The sequence below is a fragment of the Enterococcus faecalis genome (genome assembly GCF_029024925.1).
GTDB classification, from domain to species: domain Bacteria; phylum Bacillota; class Bacilli; order Lactobacillales; family Enterococcaceae; genus Enterococcus; species Enterococcus faecalis.
This window is the reverse complement of the sequence record NZ_CP118962.1, coordinates 1,207,518-1,229,591: the sequence shown is the minus strand read 5'-3', so window position 1 is coordinate 1,229,591 and position 22,074 is coordinate 1,207,518. Positions and strand designations below refer to the sequence as shown.

The 22,074-nt window shown below is 37.2% G+C and carries 23 protein-coding genes; 11 read left to right on the top strand and 12 right to left on the bottom strand.

Annotation, left to right across the window (positions count from 1 at the left end):
• Positions 1-52: 52 nt before the first annotated feature.
• Positions 53-451, top strand: a complete 399-nt coding sequence (locus PYW42_RS06075; RefSeq protein ID WP_002382283.1) for a hypothetical protein — start codon at positions 53-55, stop codon at positions 449-451.
• A gap of 60 nt (positions 452-511) precedes the next feature.
• On the opposite strand, the gene PYW42_RS06070 is transcribed toward PYW42_RS06075, so the two are convergent.
• The 5 genes from PYW42_RS06070 to PYW42_RS06050 all read right to left on the bottom strand — a co-directional run bounded on the left by PYW42_RS06070 (position 512) and on the right by PYW42_RS06050 (position 5,572).
• Positions 512-850: a zinc ribbon domain-containing protein YjdM gene (locus PYW42_RS06070; RefSeq protein WP_002357741.1), complete on the bottom strand. Its 339-nt coding sequence runs from the start codon at positions 848-850 to the stop codon at positions 512-514.
• 113 nt (positions 851-963) lie between these two features.
• Positions 964-1,917, bottom strand: coding sequence for a DHH family phosphoesterase (locus PYW42_RS06065; RefSeq protein ID WP_002389219.1), 954 nt, complete (start codon positions 1,915-1,917; stop codon positions 964-966).
• Between the two features lie 13 nt (positions 1,918-1,930).
• A complete protein-coding gene (locus tag PYW42_RS06060; RefSeq protein WP_010816112.1) occupies positions 1,931-3,250 on the bottom strand; it encodes a DRTGG domain-containing protein in 1,320 nt (439 codons plus the stop codon).
• A 9-nt stretch (positions 3,251-3,259) separates the two neighbouring features.
• Positions 3,260-3,934, bottom strand: coding sequence for a metal-dependent hydrolase (locus PYW42_RS06055; RefSeq protein WP_002409994.1), 675 nt, complete (start codon positions 3,932-3,934; stop codon positions 3,260-3,262).
• 204 nt (positions 3,935-4,138) lie between these two features.
• Positions 4,139-5,572, bottom strand: coding sequence for an MFS transporter (locus PYW42_RS06050; protein WP_002389187.1), 1,434 nt, complete (start codon positions 5,570-5,572; stop codon positions 4,139-4,141).
• A gap of 191 nt (positions 5,573-5,763) precedes the next feature.
• Between PYW42_RS06050 and PYW42_RS06045 the strand changes: the two genes are divergently transcribed.
• Positions 5,764-6,114, top strand: a complete 351-nt coding sequence (locus PYW42_RS06045; protein ID WP_002365589.1) for a helix-turn-helix domain-containing protein — start codon at positions 5,764-5,766, stop codon at positions 6,112-6,114.
• A 160-nt stretch (positions 6,115-6,274) separates the two neighbouring features.
• On the opposite strand, the gene PYW42_RS06040 is transcribed toward PYW42_RS06045, so the two are convergent.
• Positions 6,275-6,643, bottom strand: coding sequence for a hypothetical protein (locus PYW42_RS06040; RefSeq protein ID WP_002389200.1), 369 nt, complete (start codon positions 6,641-6,643; stop codon positions 6,275-6,277).
• A 143-nt stretch (positions 6,644-6,786) separates the two neighbouring features.
• On the opposite strand from PYW42_RS06040, the gene PYW42_RS06035 reads away from it, so the two are divergent.
• The 7 genes from PYW42_RS06035 to PYW42_RS06005 all read left to right on the top strand — a co-directional run bounded on the left by PYW42_RS06035 (position 6,787) and on the right by PYW42_RS06005 (position 12,956).
• Positions 6,787-7,482 (top strand): ATP-binding cassette domain-containing protein, encoded by a 696-nt coding sequence (locus tag PYW42_RS06035; protein WP_002389056.1) that lies wholly within the window; start codon positions 6,787-6,789, stop codon positions 7,480-7,482.
• The gene (locus PYW42_RS06030; protein ID WP_002389141.1) at positions 7,483-7,794 is read left to right on the top strand and encodes a hypothetical protein; all 312 of its coding nucleotides are present in this window, start codon (positions 7,483-7,485) and stop codon (positions 7,792-7,794) included.
• A gap of 20 nt (positions 7,795-7,814) precedes the next feature.
• Complete coding sequence (locus PYW42_RS06025; RefSeq protein WP_002389147.1) at positions 7,815-8,618, top strand: hypothetical protein; 804 nt, start codon at positions 7,815-7,817, stop codon at positions 8,616-8,618.
• Positions 8,619-8,906: 288 nt separating this feature from the next.
• On the top strand, positions 8,907-10,028 hold the full coding sequence (locus PYW42_RS06020; RefSeq protein ID WP_002365588.1) for a baeRF6 domain-containing protein: 1,122 nt from the start codon (positions 8,907-8,909) through the stop codon (positions 10,026-10,028).
• 297 nt (positions 10,029-10,325) lie between these two features.
• Positions 10,326-10,526, top strand: a complete 201-nt coding sequence (locus PYW42_RS06015) for a cold-shock protein (protein WP_002357750.1) — start codon at positions 10,326-10,328, stop codon at positions 10,524-10,526.
• Between the two features lie 155 nt (positions 10,527-10,681).
• A complete protein-coding gene (locus PYW42_RS06010; RefSeq protein ID WP_002409998.1) occupies positions 10,682-11,887 on the top strand; it encodes a YdcF family protein in 1,206 nt (401 codons plus the stop codon).
• Positions 11,888-11,903: 16 nt separating this feature from the next.
• Positions 11,904-12,956 (top strand): AI-2E family transporter, encoded by a 1,053-nt coding sequence (locus PYW42_RS06005; RefSeq protein ID WP_002357754.1) that lies wholly within the window; start codon positions 11,904-11,906, stop codon positions 12,954-12,956.
• A gap of 19 nt (positions 12,957-12,975) precedes the next feature.
• Here PYW42_RS06005 and PYW42_RS06000 read toward each other — a convergent pair whose 3' ends face one another.
• On the bottom strand, positions 12,976-15,387 hold the full coding sequence (locus PYW42_RS06000; protein WP_002389149.1) for a hydroxymethylglutaryl-CoA reductase, degradative: 2,412 nt from the start codon (positions 15,385-15,387) through the stop codon (positions 12,976-12,978).
• A gap of 185 nt (positions 15,388-15,572) precedes the next feature.
• Here PYW42_RS06000 and PYW42_RS05995 point away from each other — a divergent pair, with 185 nt between their 5' ends.
• The gene (locus PYW42_RS05995; protein WP_002361740.1) at positions 15,573-16,724 is read left to right on the top strand and encodes a hydroxymethylglutaryl-CoA synthase; all 1,152 of its coding nucleotides are present in this window, start codon (positions 15,573-15,575) and stop codon (positions 16,722-16,724) included.
• Between the two features lie 72 nt (positions 16,725-16,796).
• On the opposite strand, the gene PYW42_RS05990 is transcribed toward PYW42_RS05995, so the two are convergent.
• The 5 genes from PYW42_RS05990 to PYW42_RS05970 form a co-directional block, all read right to left on the bottom strand.
• Positions 16,797-17,579: a peptidylprolyl isomerase PrsA family protein gene (locus PYW42_RS05990; protein ID WP_002389139.1), complete on the bottom strand. Its 783-nt coding sequence runs from the start codon at positions 17,577-17,579 to the stop codon at positions 16,797-16,799.
• Between the two features lie 123 nt (positions 17,580-17,702).
• On the bottom strand, positions 17,703-18,305 hold the full coding sequence (gene dhaL / locus PYW42_RS05985) for a dihydroxyacetone kinase subunit DhaL (RefSeq protein WP_002360441.1): 603 nt from the start codon (positions 18,303-18,305) through the stop codon (positions 17,703-17,705).
• Positions 18,306-18,317: 12 nt separating this feature from the next.
• Positions 18,318-19,301: a dihydroxyacetone kinase subunit DhaK gene (gene dhaK, locus PYW42_RS05980; RefSeq protein ID WP_010816111.1), complete on the bottom strand. Its 984-nt coding sequence runs from the start codon at positions 19,299-19,301 to the stop codon at positions 18,318-18,320.
• Positions 19,302-19,700, bottom strand: a complete 399-nt coding sequence (gene dhaM / locus PYW42_RS05975; RefSeq protein ID WP_002357762.1) for a dihydroxyacetone kinase phosphoryl donor subunit DhaM — start codon at positions 19,698-19,700, stop codon at positions 19,302-19,304.
• Between the two features lie 12 nt (positions 19,701-19,712).
• Positions 19,713-20,852, bottom strand: coding sequence for a glycerol dehydrogenase (locus tag PYW42_RS05970; RefSeq protein ID WP_002363858.1), 1,140 nt, complete (start codon positions 20,850-20,852; stop codon positions 19,713-19,715).
• Between the two features lie 160 nt (positions 20,853-21,012).
• On the opposite strand from PYW42_RS05970, the gene PYW42_RS05965 reads away from it, so the two are divergent.
• A complete protein-coding gene (locus tag PYW42_RS05965; RefSeq protein WP_002389077.1) occupies positions 21,013-21,999 on the top strand; it encodes a PocR ligand-binding domain-containing protein in 987 nt (328 codons plus the stop codon).
• The last annotated feature ends 75 nt before the right edge of the window (positions 22,000-22,074 follow it).

Sequence of the window (22,074 nt, the reverse complement as noted above, 5' to 3'; positions counted from 1 at the left end):
AATTCCTCCAAAATAAACAATTTCAAGTATGAATGCCTCAATAACACTATACTTGTTTCTAAAAAAATGTACCAACAATAAATTTTATTTTGCAAATCCTCTCCTTTGCAGTATCATTAAGAAAAAGGAGGACGTTCTCATGTTACAGCCATATTTTGCGTTTGGAGTGCCGCTATTTTTACTTGTGCTCTACTTACTCTTTGCACTGATTCACCGTCAAACAACGATTCATTATTTACGGTTTATTTTGTTACTTATTTCAACATTTCTCATGGTTTTTAGTTTCCAAGTATTGCAAGAATCATGGACCATCAACCCTGAAACGTTAAAAGATGCCGCTTATTCTCCGCAATGGTTATGGATTCCTTTAGGTATCGGGTTAATCCTCACACTTTACAACGCTTGGCACGGCCTTCGTACAATGATAAAATACAAGACCGATAAACATTAGTAAGAGTCTAGGACGATGGTTGTGTCCTAGACTCTTACTGTCTCATCATTCAAATGAAATTTAATTTTTCTTAACAAACTCTGATTTTAACTTCATTGGACCAAAACCATCTACCTTACAATCGATGTTATGATCACCTTCCACTAAACGAATGTTTTTCACTTTTGTGCCTTGTTTAATTGCGCCACTGGCACCTTTAACTTTCAAATCTTTGATTACAGTAACACTGTCACCATCCGCTAAAAGATTGCCATTTGAATCCTTAACTACTAAGCCTTCTTCTGCAACTTCTTCTGTTGGTGACCATTCATGACCGCATTCTGGACAAATAAATAATCCGCGATCTTCATAGGCATATGCCGACCCACATTCAGGGCAGTTTGGTAATTGCTCTGTCATTAACGTTCTCCTTTGTAAAAAATAATTCTTTTTCATTTTACCTTATTTTCTAGTGAATGAAAAGTAGTCCTAATGATTTATCAACGTCCGATAACTACTTTCTAATTACTTATTTATTTTTGAGCCCACTTTTGGCAAGCTGCTTGGATTTCTTGGTAAATCACTTCAATTTCAGCCGCATCACGTGCATTAGCGCCACTTGCCAAAGGATGGCCGCCGCCATGATGTTTTTTAGCAATTGTATTAATGATTGGTCCTTTGGAACGTAACCGAACGCGATAATAACCTTCTGGCTGTTCAACAAAGATTGCCCATGAGAGAACATCTTCAATTTTTCCTGGCATTGAAACAATGGCTGCCGTTTCAGAATCGACAATATCATAACTGTTTAAAATACTTTGTGGTAAAACGACACGAGCAGCGCCATTTGCGTCGATTTCTAAATTTTGATAAATATAACCCGCTAATTTAGCAACCTTTAAAGGCATTTGGTCTAACTCACGATTTAAGTCTGCGGCATTAAAGTTAAACGTACGCAATTGCGCAGCGACAGCGAGTGTATGCGCCGAAGTGGAAGGATAAAGAAAACGTCCTGTATCCCCCACAATCCCAGCATACAATAAACGAGCTGCATTATCTGTCATCGTTAATTCTGCTAAATGCTGTTGCCAAAAATCAACAATAATTTCACTACAACTACTTGCATTTGTATTCACCCAAACTAAATCTCCATAGGGTTCATCATTCGGATGATGATCGATTTTAATTAATTGATCGCCTAAAGAAAAACGCGCATCACTAATTCTTGGAGCATTTGCAGTATCTGTTACAATGACTAATGCACCTCGATAGACATCGTCAGTAATAACGTCCATTTCAGCTAAAAACTCTAAGCCTTCCACTGGTCCGCCTACTTGATAAATATTTTTTTCAGGAAAGCTCGCTCTTAAGAGTTCTGCTAACCCAACCTGTGAGCCAATTGCATCTGGGTCGGGCCTTTGATGTCTATGAATAATAATTGTTTCATATTGTTTAATTGCTGCCATAATTTCTTTTACTACGTCCATTCTTTGTAGCCTCCTACGTTCTCTCCATCACTTGGCAAACAACAATTGCTTTTGCCACAATGACATTTTCTAAATAAACTTCAATATCTAATTTTGCAGAGCGACGACCAATTTCTAAAATCCGTGGACGAATGTCCAATTCACTTTCCAACTGGATTAGCCGCAAATAATGTAGATTCACTTGTTCAATTAGTACATTTCTTTTTTGATTCATCAACATTGTTCGTTGTGTCACGTTAGAAATAATTTCACTTAGGACACCGAACGAGATGGTACCAACACTGTTAACCATTTGGGGCGCAACCGAAAAACGAAAACGGGTTGTTTCTTTGCCATTTTCTTCAACAGGCATCACTTCCCCGGAAATTTGATCTGAAATTGTATCTGCAATTTGTGGTTGTCGTTGCACCAATTGCATAGCTTTCATCACATCTTGGCGAGAAACAATCCCAACAAGCGCTAAATCATCTTCCACCACCGGCATGACTTCTAGACCATCCCAAATCATTTGATGACTGACACTCGCTACACTCATCATCTTTTTCACAACATTGGGATCCTTTGTCATGACTTTATCCACGGTTAAATGTTCACTTTTACCAATGACATCTTTGGCTGTGACAATCCCCACTAAACGTAATTTCTTATTTACTACTGGGAAACGAGAATGATGGGTACTTTCAGATAATGCCTGATAATCTGCAATCGTTTGAGTTGTCAACAAATAATTGGTTTTTTCAAGCGCTGTATAAATATCACTGACGAGTAAAATGTCTTTTTTAATCAGCTGATCACTTAAAGCACGGTTAATCATAGTAGCCACAGTAAATGTATCATATGTGGTTCTCAAGACAGGCATACCCAGACGATCTGCTAACTGCGCAATCTCTTCAGATGTTTCAAATCCACCTGTAATTAAAACGGCTGCCCCATTTTCTAAAGCAAGCTTTTGCACGCCTTGGCGGTTACCAACAATCATTAAGGATCCGGGAGTAATATATCGCGTCATTGCGGTTTCTGTCATCGCACCAATTACAAATTTATTAAGGACTTTGTCTAGACCAGAGCTACCGCCTAACACATCCCCTTCAATAATCCGGACCACTTCACCAAATGTTAATTTTTCAATATGTTTTTTTAACTTCCGCTCAATTCGTATCGTACCAACACGTTGAATGGTGGAAACAAGCCCAATATTTTCTGCATCTTTGATGGCCCGATACTCTGTTCCTTCACTAACACTTAAACTTTTGGCAATGCTTCGAACAGAGATTCGATCGCCAATTGGTAATTCTTCAATATGTTTTAAAATTTGATCATGTTTCGTCGCCATAATTTCCTCCTAAACTAGGATCGTCTCTCCTGGGTTTAATACTTTCCCGCCAACTACTTGCTCTACGAATATTGCTGGATTTTGTTGGATAACAGGAAAGGTATTGTAATGAATTGGAATGGTTATTTCAGGATTTAAGTAAGAGACTGCTTCTAGCGCATCCTCTGGTCCCATCGTATAATTATCGCCAATTGGTAAGAACGCTACATCAATGGATTTGTCTTTTGCAAAAAGGTGCATATCTGAAAACAACGCCGTATCACCAGCGTGATAAATTTTTTTATCTTCTGCTTCTAAAATAATCCCACTTGCTTCGCCCATGTAGGTCATTACGCCGTCTATTTCATAACCGGAACTATGCAAAGCTGGCACAAATTTAACCGAACCAAAAGGAAAGACATAACGCCCACCTAGATTCATTCCATGCGCTTTTACCCCTTGCGACTGTGCATACGTAGCCACTTCAGCTATCGCAATAATCGTTGCCTTGTTGGCTTGAGCAATTGCTAGCATATCGCCAATATGATCGCTGTGTCCGTGGGTGATTAAGATGTAATCAGGGTGTAAATCTTCAAGTGAAACGTCCGCTAAAGGGTTGCCATTAATAAAAGGATCAAATAAAAGGTTCGTGCCGTCGTTTAGACGAATTTCAATACATGAATGTCCATGTCCTATCAGTTCCATTTGTATTCCTCCTACGGTATTTTCTACACACTCTTATGATAATTAATCGTCAAATTCATTCTTAAAAGTAGTACAGTTTAGTACAGTTTACTTTCTTTATTGTAACAGAGAATTAGAAATATACAATCGCATTTGCTTATTTTCTTAGCTAGTAAAGAAACAGACGAGAAAAATCATGAATCTTTCTCGTCTGCTTCTTTTTACTTATTTGGTTGTTTTCCGAAAACGTAAAATCGTTAATATAAAGGCCGCCACACATAATAGAAAGGCGACAAAAAAGGTTTCACGCATTCCCACAATAAATATATCTGGGCGATTAGCCAGATACGTGGTTACTCGTTCACCATAGGCTTCGCTCATACCACGATATAAAATGGTCGTTGACAACGCAATCCCAATGACCATTCCTAAGTTTCTAGCAAAAGAATTCATACTTCCTGCTACACCTAAATCTTGCTTTTCAACACTGCTCATAACCATTGTATTGTTTGGAGACTGGAAAAGTGCATTTCCCAAGCCCATAATGGCTGTTGCAATCACATAATACCAGATAGGCGAATTCATATCTAAAAACATATACATTAACGACGTACAGCACAAGAGCAACAATCCGCCAAATGTTAAAATACCTGGGCCAATTTTATCCGTCAAATAGCCACTCAGAGGAGCCCCAACCACCATTAATAACGGAAATACCATCATTAATAGACCAGCATAACTAGCACTTAGTTTGCGTGCATCCTGCAAATAAAATGGAATGACAACATTTACAAAAAAGTTTGAGGCAAAAATTAAAACGGCGGACAATAAACTTAAAGTAAAAATTTTGTTTTTAAAAATTGCGAACTTAATAAGTGGGCTTTTTCTTTTTCGTTCAACCATTATAAATAATCCTAATGCGATTATTGCAATAATGAACAATAAATAGGATTGTAACGAGCCAAACCCGCTCTCTTGTCCGAGGAAAATCCCGCCGAAGAACGTCATAATCGCAATGGCAATACAAGCAAATCCTGAAAAATCGATTTTTTCTTTTGTTTTTGTAATATCTTTTGGTAGAAACTTTTCACCAATTAAAATTGTAACTAGCCCCACAGGAACATTAATCCAAAAAATATACGACCAAGAAAAGTTTGATAAGATCAATCCACCAATCCCAGGACCAGCAATCGCGCCTAAAGAGACAAAGGCTCCTACTGCACCAAGCGCCCGCCCTCTTTCATTTAAAGGGAATACTTCCGTAATAATTCCTGAATTGGTCGCCATGGTCATGCTAGCACCAATACTTTGAACGACTCGCGCAAATAATAGAAAGCTCAGCGATTGATTAAAGCCACAAAGTAACGAACCAATCGTAAAAATAACCGTGCCAATTCGATAAACTTTTATTTTTCCAAAACTGTCGCCAATTTTTCCAAATAATAATAAACAAGCACAGACAACCATTAAATAAATAGATACGACCCATTCCGCTTGATTCATGGGTACGGACATTTCTTTTGAAATAGTCGGTAAAGCAATATTTACAATGCTGGAATCTAATGTAGACATGAAGGTAAACATAGCCACAGAAACTAATATCCACCAACGATTTTTCTGCACTTCAGAATCCTCTTGGTAACTTTTAATTTTCTCCATTGATTCATCCCCTCTCGCTCCAAAACAGTTTACTTACTAATAATAACTCTATTTCTTCTTTTTTTCATCGGAAATTTTCTAAAAAATCACTCATGAGATGTTCACCTTCTTATTACACGCTCGCAATTGACAACCATTCGCTTTTACGCTAATTTAAAATTAGCAAACGGAAAACACAAGGAGGACTTGAAATGACCTTAATTTCTCGCATTAAACAATTAGCTCAGTCAAGGCAACTAACCCTCGCCCAATTAGAAAGAAACGTCGGCATTTCCAATGGACAAATTCGTCGTTGGGATACCTCTTCGCCTAAAGTAGAGAATCTTTTAAAAATAGCAGACTATTTTTCTGTCTCCTTGGACTATTTAATGGGCCGCACCCAACAAACAGAGATTAATCATCAGGCACCTATGACAAGCACACAAAAAGAGTTACATATTCACATTACTACGGAAGAGTTAACAGAAGAAGAAATTACTCAGTTAGAGGAAGAAGCAAATCGTTTCTTGCGGTTCCGTAAATTTGAAATGACAAATTCTTAAGTAATGCGACAGTCAGCGGCTCTGTGTTGTTTGTACTTATTAATTTATTCAGCCACTAGCATATTCATTGTAATAAACCAAATAAATGCCAGAAGGAGACACCTTCTGGCATTTATTTGGTTTATCTTCTTTATTTATCCTTACTTATAAAATAATCGATTTACCATACTCGATAATTTTGTCTAAACTTGTGTTCAATCGTAAACCAATTAGAATTATTCGTTGTTCCCAAATACGTCCATCCATTCGCAGAATAACCATTACGCACATTGATTTTCCCATAAACATATCCATGTAAATTTGGCGCCCAGTTCCCTGTTGCTCGAGTTTGATATTGATGGAAATACCTCACGACCCAACCAACATAAGCTCTGTTTCTTGGGTTAACAGATTGACTACCAATCTCGTTTTGCAATTCAACTAACGCATCATTTTGAACGACTTCTTCTGCCTCTACTGGTGAATTAAACACCAAACTAACACCCAACAAATTTGTTAGAACACAACCATACACAACTTTCTTTTCCATTGTTTCTACTCCTAACATAATATATTTTCACTATTTATAATTTTATACCACCAAATAATTATCCGAAAAACAACCTTTCTATTTCTTTAATTTAATGTTAATATAATATATATAACTAATTTCTAATAAAAGGAGGAAAAAAATTGAATAATTCAATAGAAATAACCAAGATCTGCGTAGCATTGAACAATAAAAACATCTTGAATAACTTGTCGCTTACATTAAGTACGGGATCAATCACATGTGTTGTTGCCCCAAATGGTACAGGAAAAACGACTTTTTTTAAATCAATCGTCCAACTTATCCCGCTCGAATCTGGTGAAGTAATAGTTGACAAAACATCAATCAAAAACAGAACTGACTACAATAAAAAAATCTTTTTCATAGAATCCGCGAATCAATTATTTGCAAATCTTACCGTTTACGAGAATATGCAAGTAGCGGCCAAGTTATGGAAACATGATGCTAATTTTGAATCCATCACTAACTTAGTCGGTGTTAACACGTACATAAACAAAAAAATTAAACACCTTTCTGCAGGTATGAAGCAAAAAGCCTTGCTCTCAGTCGCCATCGCTAGTGGTGCGTCTTTTCTGATTTTTGATGAGCCATTAAATGGTCTCGATATTGAAAATGTTGAGTACCTAACAACCGTCTTTCTTACTTTAAAAGAGCAAGGAAAAACATTACTTTTGTCATCTCATAATATTTTCGAAATAAGCAAGCTTTGTGATGCAATTTATTTTTTAGATAGCGGTATTCTGAAATCAGCGTCACTAGACTATCTACAATTAAAAGAAGAATACTACGAACTATATGCAACGAAAGGTCGTGCCTAAATGATAAAATTTGAACTAATTAAAATTTTTCGAGAGAAAACCACTTATTTTCTGTTTGCATTATTCGTTCTCGTTATTAGCGTTCCTTTTTTTCTAGGAAATGCCAATTTTAATTATGTAAAATATTACGAAGATAATTACTATGCCGGCATAACAACGATTGAAAGTATCAAAGATGACCCAACTGCAACAAAAATCGTTGAAGACATCAAGGAAACAAATGGTTATTTAAAAAAACTCATTGATTCTCTAAAGAAAGGAGATCAAAAAGCGATTGTTGAAAATGAGTATAACTTGGAAAAAAAACGCTAGAAGGAATTCTAGATGGTAGTTTGCAAGCTAGATCAATTAGTGAACAAAAAAGTATAGTGGCCGTACTGGAGTATTTAAAAAACAATGGGCTAAATAAAACGAGTGATAATCCAAAAAAGATGGGCGTGATCCAATATCTAAATTTGGTTTTTTCTTCTCCTCAATTAATGCAAATTATTTTAATTCTGATTAGTTTCCAGATTGCTTATTTATTTAATTTAGACTATAAAAAACATAATTTCATTTGGTATTGTGTTTCTCCTAACTCTTATGTACGAACATATTACACCAAACTTTTTGCCATTGTTTTGTCGCTCTTTGCAAACCTACTCAGCGCATTTCTCCTTGTACTTGCATTTGTCTTTCTGAAAAATGGACTGGGTGTGTTTAATTACCCGATTGCCACCAGTTCGAAAAATACGGAAGTCAGTTTGATAGCAACAAATGACTTTGTCGTTAAAACAATCTTCTTTTTTATATTATTTCTAGTATTTCTAGCATTGTTAAGTTTAGTATTCAGCATTCTAACAAGTAATTTAATTCTAAATCTCTCTGTTTTAATTATTCCATTAGTGATTGGACAATACGATGTACTCAATACGTTACTTAACGAGAACTTAAAACCTTACATTCTCTTAAGCTACTTGGATATGCCTCATATTCTATTAGGTGGTGACATTATGAGACCTTTGCGAAATCCATTGTTAACCTATCAAAACGGGATCTTAATAACTCTTCTCACCATTCTCGTACTTGTCATAATCTCTCTAACTATCTTACTCTGTCCTTCTCAAAAGTTAATAGCAAAAAAAACTAGAACCTAAACAAAAAAAACCACCACGACCGTCGTCTGTGGTGGAAATGAAGGTTGTTATTTACTCTTGGTAGGAGTAAGTATGAAAAAACCAATTCGGGATAATTGGCATAACGTAAGTATAGTAGTTTGTGCCTTTTTTATCATGAGTTTCAGCTATATTTTTTATAAAACTTTTATTAGAACACCATTAACAGTCCTTTATTTAAATTCTTTAAAGCGTTTTCTTTTATTGAACATATTGTTTTAAACATTCGATTTCCTGTGCTACACTTACTTTTAGAAGGGGGATTTTATTATGGCAAATCAAAAAAAAGATAGCTTATCAACATTATTTTCTGAAGAAGTTCATGGACCGTTTGTTACTTTCTTGTTTAACACCCATGTCGCTCATCAAAACGTAGAAAAAGATTCGCTTGTTTTGAAAAATTTTGCAAAAGCGGCAAAAACACGCTTTGAAAAAAAATTTCCTGAGGAAAAATGGTCTGTTTTCCAAGAAAAAATTGACGCACTTCTAGCTGATGCTTCCTTCTGGCGCAACGGCACAGCAAGTGTTTCAATCATCTTATCTCCAGAAAACACCTTTGTTCAACGATTAGATGTGCCCGTTGACGATCAATATTACGTGGACACGATTCCTTATTTACTTGGACTAGTCAAAGACAAACAATTTAACTACCATTATTACCTACTTGCTCTAAATCGCGATTCAATGAAACTTTACAAGGTTGATCATACGACTGTGACTCCTGTTGAATTGCCTAAAGACGCGCCAACAGACGTGGTCACAGCTTTAGGTGATGAATTAACGGGTGGTAATTTAAACTTTTCAACTCAAGGTAGTTCTAACGGTTCTAAAGAAGGTGTCGCTTATCATAGCATCAATACTAAAGATAAAGAAGTTGAAATTGATTGGGTGAACTACTATCAAGCAGTCGATACTTTCTTAAAAGATCAACTGGATAATCCTGAAAAATTACCGCTTTATCTTTATGCTTTACCAGAAAACCAAACACTCTTTAAAAAGATTGCTAAAAATCCTTATTATGATTGCTCAATTTCAGTTGCTGCTTCACCTGCACAAGCAACCATTCAAGATATCCGCAGCGCTAGTGAAAAAATAGCTGCAGAGTTAACAGAAAAAGAAACAGCTTCTTATAACAAATTACTAGATCGTAAATTCTTAGATCAATTTACAGATATTTCGCCAGCGGCAGCTGACGGCAAAATTTCCCATCTTTTTATTGCAACATCACTCTTTGTTACTGAAAACAATGAAATGTCATCTGAAGAGTATGATCGTCGCAAACTTTTAAACACCATTGCTTACCAAGTCATTCAAAACGGCGGTCAAGTTTTTGTTTTAGACCAAAAAGCTGCACCAGATGAAAAATCTTTAGCGGCTATCCTCCGTTATTAAAAACAGGCAAAAAGCCCATTGTAAGAAAGCGCCTTACAATGGGCTTTTTTTCTGAGCCTTATTGAAACAGCACTATAACAGCCTTATCTTCACTTTCTAGTTTTTAAAAAACATCCGATAAAAAAGAAAATAAGGTTATTGCTATACAAAAACCAGTTAGTATGCTATAGTAATAGATGTAGTTTTTGTTCGGTAATATGGGTAGCTGTTTCAAATAAACATCTTCCACATTTTTCACCTTTCAAGTAATTGCAAAATATGAATGTGTTATAACACACATCTAGGAGGATATTTATTATGGAAACAGGTACAGTAAAATGGTTTAACTCAGACAAAGGCTTTGGCTTCATCACTGCAGAAAACGGAAACGATGTATTCGTACATTTCTCAGCTATCCAAGGTGACGGCTTCAAAACTTTAGAAGAAGGTCAAGCAGTAACTTTCGAAATCGAAGAAGGTCAACGTGGCCCTCAAGCAACTAACGTTACTAAAGCTTAATTAAACAATACTGACTCAAAAACCTGACGTTAATCGTCAGGTTTTTTTTATAAAAAAAAGAACAAGAAAACTTTCTGAAACTAAGTGCTTCCTCTATTTTTTTTGAAGAGTTTTCGTTATACTGAAGAGGAAAAATGTTTTAAAGGAGTTTATTTATGCAATTTTATGGTGATTTAACCTTTTTAGGTGTTTATTTATTGGGTCTCTTTTTCATTCCCTCGTGGCGGAAAAAGAAAAAAGAACACGATTGGTTGCCGTGGATGTTTGGCTGGACTGTCTTTATGTTCTTCTCATATGTTTTATATTTAGAAATCATTCGTGGCACAGCCTTCTTTTTAATTCCCATTGCTTTTTTTGGCTTGTTTGCGCTCTTCTACTTCAAAGAAAAAAGGCGTTTACTGAATGGAACATTATTTAATATTTTTCTTGTGGTTCTAGCGACTTATTTAGGGATTACTGCGATTCGTACAAACAACTACTTTCTAATCACCTTAGCAATTATTGCCCTGCTGGCAATTTTTATCGCTTTGGCTTTAGGACTCTATGCCTTAATTATTTTCCTCTATTGGAATGCGGTCGTTGTTATGAGAAAAGAAGGTCGGTCTCTAGGAAACTTGTTGACGTTGTTGCTAGCAATTGGCTTAACATTACTATTAATTTATAATTTCTTTTTTCAATCGTTGTTACCAACTTGGCTCTCCTTACCATTAACTATTGCGCCATTTATTTTGACTTATTTCGCGTTTGTTTTTTATAATTTTTTAACTGTTTCTACGTTGTATCAATTTAATCAGCCAAAATATACACAGGATTATATTGTTGTGTTAGGTTCGGGGTTAATCAATGGTGAGATTGTGCCGCCGTTATTGCAAGCCCGCATCAACAAAGCCATTCAATTTTACAAGGCTCAAAATCGCGCAACGTTAAATCCGCCAAAAATCGTCATGTCTGGTGGTCAAGGCCCCGATGAATTACTTCCTGAAAGTGTCGCGATGAAAATGTATGCTTTGACACAAGGTATTCCTGATGATGATATTTTAGTAGAAGCTCATTCAAAAAACACACTAGAAAATATGCGTTTTTCCAAAGAAACAATGATTGAGGATTTTGGAAATGCTAATTTCCAAGCCATTTTTACTACAAACAATTATCACCTTTTCCGAGCGGGTCTTTTCGCTCGAATGGCTGGCTTAAAAGCTGATGGCATTGGTGCAAAAACCGCTTTTTATTTTTTATCTAACGCGTTTATTCGAGAGTTCATCGCCATTGTAGTGATGTACAAACGTCGCCATATTATTGTTTGCGGCCTAGCTGCCATCGGTATGGTTATGTTATTCTTAACAGGATTGATTATTCAGTAAAGAAGGAGTTTCCCCTATGAGTTTGTATCAAAAATTTATTCAAAATGAACGTTTGCGACGTTTTTGCGTCCTTGCTTTGATTATTTTTGTGCTTTATTTATCCAGAAGCATGATTACAACAATTCTTTTAACATTTATCTTTACCTATTTAGCTGTTCGTTTGGTTCATTTTGTTCAACGCTATATGAAAATCCCGACGATTGTCATCGTTCTCTTAACCTATGCATTGGTTGTTTTTCTAATCTATTTAGCGATTACTAAATATGTTCCCGTTCTAGTTAACCAAACGACTCAAATGATTAATTCTGTAGTTGATTTTTATCAAAGTCCACATACAGATACAAATCAAGTATTGCAATTTATTGATCAATACTTGGAAAAATCTAACTTACTCTCTCAACTCCAGAATGGTGCTTCAATGATTTTACGCTACATTCAAGATATTGGCGCTGTCGGTTTATCATTTGTCATGTCCTTTATTTTAAGTTTCTTCTTTATGATTGAGAAGAAGCAAATGGCCGATTTTTCTAAGTTATTTTTAAAAAGTGATTTTGATTGGTTTTTTCAGGATATCTATTATTTTGCCAACAAGTTCGTCAACACATTTGGTGTCGTAATGGAAGCTCAGTTTTTCATTGCTGTGGTGAATACAGTCATTACTACCTTGGCCTTGGCGATAATCGGCTTTACTCAGTTACCTAGTTTAGCTATTATGATCTTCATTTTGAGCTTAGTCCCAGTTGCTGGTGTGATTATTTCCTGCATTCCGCTAAGTTTCATCGCTTATTCCCAAGGTGGCTTGAACGATGTGATTTATATCTTAGCTTTAATTACAATCGTCCATTTATTTGAATCTTACGTGCTAAATCCTAAATTCATGTCTAGTAAAACAGAGTTACCAATCTTTTATACGTTTGTCATTTTATTAGTTAGTGAGCGTCTCTTTGGTGTATGGGGACTTATTGTAGGAATCCCTGTGTTCACTTTCTTCTTAGATGTCTTAAAAGTAAAACCAATTCGTGGCCTGAAACGGCTACCTAATGTGAAAAAAAATAGTTCAGCAGAATAATTTCTGCTGAACTATTTTTTTATTGTTTTCTTAAATCATTTAAAATAGCCAAGGCTCGGTCTTGGTTCATCGTTTTTTGACGTTTTAATTGTTGAGCGACTGCCTCAACTTCTTTACCAGTAGCTCCGACCGTCATCGCTAAAGAACGTGCTTGTAGAGCCATGTGTCCTTTTTGAATTCCTTCAGAGACTAAGGCCCGTAACGCCGCTAAATTTTGTGCCAAACCAACAGCCGCTACTACTCGACTTAGTTCTTTTGCATCCGTCACTGCTAACAAATCAGCGGCTGCTTGAGATTTAGGTAAGACTTTTGTGGCACCGCCAACCGTGGCTAAAGCAAGCGGAACTGAAATTTCACCAATTAGTTGTTCGCCATCCAGCGTCCAACTAGTCAAGCCTTGGTAGCGACCTTCCTTCACCGCAAAAGCATGACAAGAAGCGCTAACAGCGCGTGTATCATTTCCTGTAGCTAAAACTACAGCTTCAATGCCATTCATGATTCCTTTGTTATGCGTGACTGCCCGATAAGGATCTAATGAAGCATAGCGTGAAGCTAAAACAATTTTTTCAGCAATTTCCCGGCCATTGCTCCCCTTACTTAAACGTGAAACTGGAATAGCCGTTTTCATCGTAACAACCGACTCCGTGGCATAATTACTTAAAATACTGAATAAAATTTTTTGCTCCGCAAACCATTCACGGAACAACTCGACCACACCTTCCAACATAGCGTTAACGATATTTGCCCCCATTGCATCCTTAACATCTACTAAAAAGTCGACAGATATAAATGATTCATCAAAAGCACGATACTGCAAATCTCTTAAGCCGCCGCCCCGTTTTACGATAGATGGATAACTTAACTCTGCTTGTTGAAAAATTTCCGCTTCTCTTACTTGTAGTTTATCAATCAATGACTCGGGATCTGCAACATCGTAAAAAACGATTTGTCCACGCATTAAGCGTTGTTGATTCACTGTTTTAAATCCTTGTGCTATTTTTGCACCATTACTCAAAGCCGCAATCACTGAGGGCTCTTCTGTCGCCATTGGTACCAAATAATCAGTTTCGTCCACTGTTAAATGTAAGCCAACGCCCATCGGCACTTCTGTTTCACTGATTTGATTTTCAATCATATGATTGGCAATCTGCGAAGATAAAGCCGTATTTTCAAATTCTTTTTTTGTATCAGCAGAAATCTGGCCTTCATTAAGAAGAGAAGCCAGGCGTTCCTCAGGACTCATTTGATAAAATCGGCTGTTTTTTTTTTGCTGAGGTCTCTCTAGTAGCATAGCGAGTCCTAAGCCACCGCCAATACATAAAGAAGCCACTCCATATTTCTTTTCTTTTTGATTTAATTGATAACTTAAACTCGTTAATAAACGAGCACCTGTGGCACCAATCGCATGACCTAATGAAATACCGCCACCATAAATGTTGACCTTTTCCTCTGGTAAAGCCAGTTCTCTTTGGACCACGATTGAAGTTGCTGCAAATGCTTCGTTGATTTCATACAGATCAATTTCTTCCGTAGTAAGTTGATTGCGCGCTAACAGTTTTTGAATGGCTTTAATCGGCGAAATTCCCATATAGGCTGGATCAATACCGACTTCCACACTGTCTCGAATAATAGCTAAATAAGGAAGACCGTGTGCTTCGGCATATTCTTGTGAAGCAATAATCAAAGCAGAAGCCCCATCATTAATGGTTGATGCATTCCCTGCTGTTACAGTACCGTCTTCTTTAAAAACTGTTTTAAGCGTTCCTAGCTTCTCAACGCTCGAATTAGGGCGAATCCCTTCATCTTTCTCCACAAGCGTTCCTGACACTTCTAATGGGGCTATTTCGTCAGCGAATATCCCTTCTGCTTGTGCTTGAGCTGCTTTTAATTGTGAATGTACAGAAAATTGATCTTGCTCTTCTCTAGTTACATGATACTTTTCGGCCACATTTTCAGCAGTTAAGCCCATTGCTTGACCACTAAAGGCATCCGTTAACCCATCGTACATCATACTAGAAAAAGGCGCATCGTAGCTTTCTGTTTCGTAATTAAATCGTTGTAATTTAGGTGCTTGGGACATATTCTCAATCCCGCCAGCAATTAAAACTTCCGCTTCTCCTAATTGAATCAATTGTTTCGCCAAAATAACGGCCTTCATTCCTGATCCGCAGACCTCATTAACCGTCATTGCGGGAATTTCATGAGACAAACCGCTGTTTATTGCTATTTGTCGTGCGGGATTTTGGCCATTTCCAGCTTGTAAAACATTTCCAAAGATTACTTGATCAATTTCTTCAGAAATAGTGGAATGTCTTTTTAAAAGTTGTGTTGTAACATGTGTTCCTAAGTCTACGGCACTTACTTGACTTAAGCTGCCTTTATATTTTCCAATTGGTGTTCGTAATGCATCAATAATAACTACTGTTTTCAACTAAATGCACCTCCATCTTGAAATATATCATAAAATCCCAGAATCACAAGTGCCAATTACTGAATGTTAACAGACTTATAAGATATTTTTTAATAATCTATGAAGTTAATACAAAAATTCCCCATTTTGGTTCATTTCGTGCTATTTTATATAATGAATCTATTTATCGTAAAGGAGTTAAAGAAATGACAATTGGGATTGATAAAATTAGTTTTTTTGTGCCCCCTTATTATATTGATATGACGGCACTGGCTGAAGCCAGAAATGTAGACCCTGGAAAATTTCATATTGGTATTGGGCAAGACCAAATGGCGGTGAACCCAATCAGCCAAGATATTGTGACATTTGCAGCCAATGCCGCAGAAGCGATCTTGACCAAAGAAGATAAAGAGGCCATTGATATGGTGATTGTCGGGACTGAGTCCAGTATCGATGAGTCAAAAGCGGCCGCAGTTGTCTTACATCGTTTAATGGGGATTCAACCTTTCGCTCGCTCTTTCGAAATCAAGGAAGCTTGTTACGGAGCAACAGCAGGCTTACAGTTAGCTAAGAATCACGTAGCCTTACATCCAGATAAAAAAGTCTTGGTTGTAGCAGCAGATATTGCAAAATATGGATTAAATTCTGGCGGTGAGCCTACACAAGGAGCTGGGGCGGTTGCAATGTTAGTTGCTAGTGAACCGCGCATCTTGGCTTTAAAAGAGGATAATGTGATGCTGACGCAAGATATCTATGACTTTTGGCGTCCAACAGGCCATCCGTATCCTATGGTCGATGGTCCTTTGTCAAACGAAACCTACATCCAATCTTTTGCCCAAGTCTGGGATGAACATAAAAAAAGAACCGGTCTTGATTTTGCAGATTATGATGCTTTAGCGTTCCATATTCCTTACACAAAAATGGGCAAAAAAGCCTTATTAGCAAAAATCTCCGACCAAACTGAAGCAGAACAGGAACGAATTTTAGCCCGTTATGAAGAAAGCATCGTCTATAGTCGTCGCGTAGGAAACTTGTATACGGGTTCACTTTATCTGGGACTCATTTCCCTTTTAGAAAATGCAACGACTTTAACCGCAGGCAATCAAATTGGGTTATTCAGTTATGGTTCTGGTGCTGTCGCTGAATTTTTCACTGGTGAATTAGTAGCTGGTTATCAAAATCATTTACAAAAAGAAACTCATTTAGCACTCCTGGATAATCGGACAGAACTTTCTATCGCTGAATATGAAGCCATGTTTGCAGAAACTTTAGACACAGACATTGATCAAACGTTAGAAGATGAATTAAAATATAGTATTTCTGCTATTAATAATACCGTTCGTTCTTATCGAAACTAAGTATTTAAATCCCCCGATTCAATCAACAAAAGAGCTAGACATTCAAGCAAAAACTTGAATGTCTAGCTCTTTTTATGAAAGCCAAACTTCTTTGACCCCGTCTGTCACGGCGATACCATCTGTCAAAGCTAAACGTTGTGAATAAGAAACGTAGCCATAATAAACATCAACACCGCCGCCATTGTTCCAAGTAACAGTGATTTTAACATTTGGAGTAATCGATTTTGTAGCTGGTTGGGTCGTCGGGCGATAACTAGTCGTATCATAACTTAAAATAGTGCCCGAAGCTCCACTTATTTCGGCTTTTCCTGTGTAAATTTCGCCATTCGTATTCGTCTGCGTGACCGCTCCATTCGCTTCAATGATTAAACCCGCTTGCTTTTGATCTCCTCGTGGATAATAAAAAAGATACGTGGTTGCCCATTTAGCAAATTCATCTGGAATTGGTTTAAGTGATCCCGTTGGTGCCGGACTCGACTTCGTTTGCTTTTCAACCGCGACTTCTTCTTGTCTTTTTAAGCCTTCATTATTTTGATTATTTAGTTTCTCAACCGTTTCTTTAACGATCGAATAATGAGGTTTCCCTAAATCGCTAACAGGGATCGTAGCTAATTTTTCTTCTGATTCTTTATATTGCCCCTCTGCCGTTAACTTTTTAGCTTCTGTAATAATGGCATCATACTTGGTTTGGTCTACGGAAGAGGATGTGCTTTGTCCCGTAGCTTCGACTTGTTTTGTGACACTGGTTTTTTCTGTGGTCACGTCTGATGAATTTCCACAAGCACTTACAAACATTGAGCTAACGATTAATAAACATCCCACAATCACATGCTTTTTCATTTTTAAATCCCCCATTTGTCTATCTTTGTTATTTTTTGTTACTTAAATTATCCCATAGATGAACAAAAGAAACCATTATTTATAAAAAAGCTTAGCAAGCGCTTCAAGAGAGGCACTTGCTAAACTTTTTTCTCACTGTTATTGATTGATTACTTTGACTAGTTCTTCAAATAATAATGCACTAGATGCTGCTCCTGGATCAATATGACCAATTGCTCGTTCCCCTAAATAAGAGGCACGTCCTTTTTTCGCCACCCAATCTTTTGTTGCTTCAGCAAATTGTTCAATTTTTTCTTCATTAAATTGTTCCGTTCCAATTACTTCAGCAACAGGTGCCCAGACATCAACCATCGTTTTATCTCCTGGTTCAGCTTTGCCACGCATCTGAATCCCAGCTAGACCTTGCTGAACAATTTCTTTTAATTGCTCTGGCGAACTGATGGTTTCCAAATCTTTTGTCGCTTTAGTCATATTCATAAACGCAGTACCATATAAAGGACCAGAAGCTCCGCCAACTTTTGAAATCAAAGCCATGGATAGGACTTTAAATGTCTCCGTGATTGTTGTTGGTACTTTTTTGTCAAACGCAATTTTGTATTCAGCCATACCACGAGCCATGTTGTTACCGTGATCCCCATCACCAATCGGCGTGTCTAATTCACTTAAATAGTCTTTTTTTTCTTCAATAACTTTTGAATAATTGTCTAACCATGTTTGAATGTCTTTTACTGTTAATTCCATCTTTTATCACCCTTACCAAGAAATTGTTGTTACATTGCTTTCTAGCGCTGTTTGCCAGTCTTTTGTCGCCAAGTCAATCATCGTTAAAGATAATCCTTGCATGTCAATAGACGTCATATAGTTACCCACTTTATGGAAGGTCACTTGAACACCTTTATCTTCTAATAATGTTAGCACGTCGTTCATAAATACAAATTGTTCCATTAATGGCGTGCCGCCCATGCCATTGACAAGTACCCCCACTGTTTGTGGTTGTTGCTCATAGCTACTTAATGTTTTTTCAACTAATTCTTTCGCTAACTCTTTCGATGGTTGGATTTTTTCACGACGATAGCCTGGTTCTCCGTGAATCCCTACGCCAAATTCAATTTCATCTTCTGGTAAAGTAAAACCTGGTTTGCCAACTTCAGGCACAGTGGCTGCTTTTAAAGCCACTCCAATTGTTTTCGTGGCTGCTACAATCTTTTCTCCTAAAGAAACTAGCTCTTCTAAAGAAGCACCTTGGCGGGCATGGTATCCTAAAATTTTATGGACAAGAACAGTCCCGGCAACGCCGCGTTTTCCAGCGGTATAGGTGCTATCTTCGACAGCAATATCGTCATCGACAACGACCATTTCTACATGAATGTCTTCCATATCAGCCATATCTTTGGCCATTTCAAAGTTCAAAATATCGCCTGTATAATTTTTTACGATTAACAGAACACCGGCCCCTTGGTCTGCCGCTTGGATCCCTGTTAAAATTTGATCTGGTGTTGGTGAAGTAAAGACATCACCTAAAACTGCGGCATTTAACATTCCATCACCAACAAACCCAGCATGTGCAGGCTCATGACCACTTCCGCCACCAGATACTAACCCAACTTGTTTGTTTGAGTCGTTGCGAGCAATCACGCGAGAATCTTCGACTTGATGAACAAGGTTTCCATAGCTTTTCACAATTCCTTGGAGCATTTCTTCGACAATTTTACCAGGTTCATTAATAATTTTTTTCATTTAGTTCCACCCTTTCTTACCAGCATTTTGAGCTTCTGCTAAAATTTGCGTCAAATCATCTGAGACACCTGCAGTAATTGCTGCCGCAAAGGCACCTTCAACCAATGGTGCATCGACTAAATGATAATGTTTCTGTTGGTCTTCTTCTAGCATATCAAAAGCTAATTCTGAACTTAAAACGGCACTGCCTAAATCGGCAAAAATTAAAAATTCTCGGTCAGAGTCCGCTTCGTTAATCGTGTCAATGATTTTCATTGGATCTGAACCTAATGAACCATCTGATGTACCACCAAGTGAATGAATTGTAATTTCTTCACTGGCGTTCATCTGTTCAATCATCTCTTTAATACCATCTGTAATCATTTTGCTATGTGAAACGAGTAAAATATCTGCTTTCATGTGGACACTTCCTTAATCTAATTTATGTCTTGTTTTATATTCTTGTCCGACTTTATCTGCAACAATGATTGCATTCGCTACTTCTTCAACGACAATTGGGAATGGCATTGAATGAATTGATTCTTCTGGAATGCAAGCAATTTTGGCTACTTCCAATGCTTCTTCATAAGTGATTTCATCGACACCAATGTCTGAAAGCGTTAATGGTAAACCTACAGAAGCGCTAAAGTCTAAAACAGCTTCTAATTCGTCTTTTGCTGCATCTTCTAATACAAGTTGTGCAATCGTTGCAAAGGCTACTTTTTCACCATGTAAATAACTGTGCGCACCAGGTAAGACTGTCATACCGTTATGAATCGCATGCGCTGCAGCTAAACCGCCACTTTCAAAACCTAAGCCTGAAAGTAAGATATTTGTTTCGATAATCTTATTCAATGATTCAGTAACCACATTTGCATCACAAGCTAATTTCGCTTTTAACCCATCTTCCTGGAGGTTTTCCCAGCAAAGTTTTGCCATGGCCAAAGCTGCATATGTGCCGCTAGCAGCAGGCGTTAAGCCTTCTCTTGAACCCATTGGCAAACTAGCATTAACCCGAGAATATGAATTGTGTGTTGCGCGTGCTTCAAAATATGTGGATAAGGCATCCCCCATTCCAGCAACTAAAAATCTAGTTGGCGCTTTGGCAACCACTTTTGTATCAACCATAACGACGCTTGGACTTTGTTTAAAGTAAGCATAATCATCAAATGAGCCATCTTCATGATATAGTACAGCTGAATGCGAAGTTGGTGCATCTTGAGCCGCAATCGTTGGTACAATAATTAAGTTTTCACCTTCTGCTACGACTTTTGAAGCATCGATTGCTTTACCGCCACCTAAACCAATGATACAGTCTGCTTGTTCTTTTTGTCCAACGTTTTGCAAGCGCTTTGTTTCTTCACGCGTTACTTCTCCACTAAAGCCACCCTCTACGAAGGTAATGTCAAACTTTTTCGCTGTTTCTTCCAATTGTGGACGTACACGATCAACGTCAGCAGGATTTGCAATTAGTAACGCTTTTTTTCCAAAAGTTGAAACGAAGTAACCTAAGTTTAGTAATTCATCTTCCCCTTGAACATATTTCGTTGGTAAAATCAATGCTTTTCTCATGTTGATAGCCTCCTATATTTTGTTTACATACATAGTATAAAACGCTTTCATTCAAAAAGCATTGAACTTTTGGTATCGTTTTCTTGCAAAAAATGATAGAATTATTTTGTGAAATAATAAAATATTATGATTTTTAAACTTTAGATTGAAGGATTGCCTTATGACTGTAGAATTAAAAAATATTTTAGATTTAGAAAAGTGGGAAAAATTGCAAGAATCATTGGCCTTAAGCACTCGTTTAGCTATTATTTTAGTCGATTATAAAGGTCGTCCTGTGACGAAACATAGTCAAGTTCAACCCTTTTGCCAACTGGTACGTCACTCCCCTGAGCTCTCAAAACTTTGTGAAAAATGTGATGCTCGTGGTGGCTTGGAAGCTGTTCGCACTGGTCAGCCTTTTACCTACCGTTGTCACTTTAACATCGTTGATATGGCCATCCCCATTATTGTTGATGACCAGTATGTAGGAGCCATTATGGCTGGTGAAGTTTTGCTCGAAGATCACCAAGAAGAGTTAGAACAGGTTTTAACCATGAATGATGCCTTCATTCAAGAATTTTTAGTAACACACCAAGAGCTGTATCAACAATACCCTGTTTTAGAACTAGCAGACTTAGAAAAGAGCGCGACATTAATCGCTGATCTAAGCCAATATATTATTTCTGAAGCCATCAAAAAAGATTATTTAATCAATACGTACAAACAGTCCTTACAGATTAGTTCGCGAAAAGAAGAGCTGGAGCCATTGAATATGATCCAAAAAGATATTCAACAAACTTTATTAACTGCTCAATTAACTCCTTCAAGTGCCTATCAAACTAAAAATAAGCAATTACAACCGGTTTTAGATGCCCTTTGGGAAAACAAATCGCTGCGTTTAAATTTACAAGAACTGGCAGACCTTGTTCATTTGACACCGACGTATTTAAGTCGTTTATTAAAAGAGGAGTTTGGTATTCCCTTTAGTCAATTTTATCGACAATTAAAAATCACATGGGCTAAACAGCTTCTTTTGGAGACAGATAAAACAATTGCCCAAATCAGTGAAGATTTAGGGTTTGTTGAAGATAGCTATTTTGTCCGGATCTTTAAACAAGAAACGGGTGAAACACCCCTTAAATACCGTAAAAGAAAGAACAGAGCATAAAAAAAACAACGACTCCTAGAAGTCGTTGTTTTTTTACACCTTTTGCTCTTGCTGTGGCTAATGCAACAAGTGCAA

Bases quoted from the DNA above. Each gene is read 5' to 3' on its own strand.
- PYW42_RS05990 (WP_002389139.1), bottom strand. From the start codon at position 17,579: ATGGGGGATTTAAAAATGAAAAAGCATGTGATTGTGGGATGTTTATTA.
- PYW42_RS06065 (WP_002389219.1), bottom strand. From the start codon at position 1,917: ATGGACGTAGTAAAAGAAATTATGGCAGCAATTAAACAATATGAAACA.
- PYW42_RS06045 (WP_002365589.1), top strand. From the start codon at position 5,764: ATGACCTTAATTTCTCGCATTAAACAATTAGCTCAGTCAAGGCAACTA.
- PYW42_RS06005 (WP_002357754.1), top strand. From the start codon at position 11,904: ATGAGTTTGTATCAAAAATTTATTCAAAATGAACGTTTGCGACGTTTT.
- PYW42_RS06070 (WP_002357741.1), bottom strand. From the start codon at position 850: ATGACAGAGCAATTACCAAACTGCCCTGAATGTGGGTCGGCATATGCC.
- dhaM (WP_002357762.1), bottom strand. From the start codon at position 19,700: ATGAAAGCAGATATTTTACTCGTTTCACATAGCAAAATGATTACAGAT.
- PYW42_RS06055 (WP_002409994.1), bottom strand. From the start codon at position 3,934: ATGGAACTGATAGGACATGGACATTCATGTATTGAAATTCGTCTAAAC.
- PYW42_RS06010 (WP_002409998.1), top strand. From the start codon at position 10,682: ATGCAATTTTATGGTGATTTAACCTTTTTAGGTGTTTATTTATTGGGT.
- PYW42_RS06040 (WP_002389200.1), bottom strand. From the start codon at position 6,643: ATGGAAAAGAAAGTTGTGTATGGTTGTGTTCTAACAAATTTGTTGGGT.
- PYW42_RS06015 (WP_002357750.1), top strand. From the start codon at position 10,326: ATGGAAACAGGTACAGTAAAATGGTTTAACTCAGACAAAGGCTTTGGC.
- PYW42_RS05965 (WP_002389077.1), top strand. From the start codon at position 21,013: ATGACTGTAGAATTAAAAAATATTTTAGATTTAGAAAAGTGGGAAAAA.
- PYW42_RS06030 (WP_002389141.1), top strand. From the start codon at position 7,483: ATGATAAAATTTGAACTAATTAAAATTTTTCGAGAGAAAACCACTTAT.
- PYW42_RS05995 (WP_002361740.1), top strand. From the start codon at position 15,573: ATGACAATTGGGATTGATAAAATTAGTTTTTTTGTGCCCCCTTATTAT.
- dhaK (WP_010816111.1), bottom strand. From the start codon at position 19,301: ATGAAAAAAATTATTAATGAACCTGGTAAAATTGTCGAAGAAATGCTC.
- dhaL (WP_002360441.1), bottom strand. From the start codon at position 18,305: ATGGAATTAACAGTAAAAGACATTCAAACATGGTTAGACAATTATTCA.
- PYW42_RS05970 (WP_002363858.1), bottom strand. From the start codon at position 20,852: ATGAGAAAAGCATTGATTTTACCAACGAAATATGTTCAAGGGGAAGAT.
- PYW42_RS06050 (WP_002389187.1), bottom strand. From the start codon at position 5,572: ATGGAGAAAATTAAAAGTTACCAAGAGGATTCTGAAGTGCAGAAAAAT.
- PYW42_RS06060 (WP_010816112.1), bottom strand. From the start codon at position 3,250: ATGGCGACGAAACATGATCAAATTTTAAAACATATTGAAGAATTACCA.
- PYW42_RS06020 (WP_002365588.1), top strand. From the start codon at position 8,907: ATGGCAAATCAAAAAAAAGATAGCTTATCAACATTATTTTCTGAAGAA.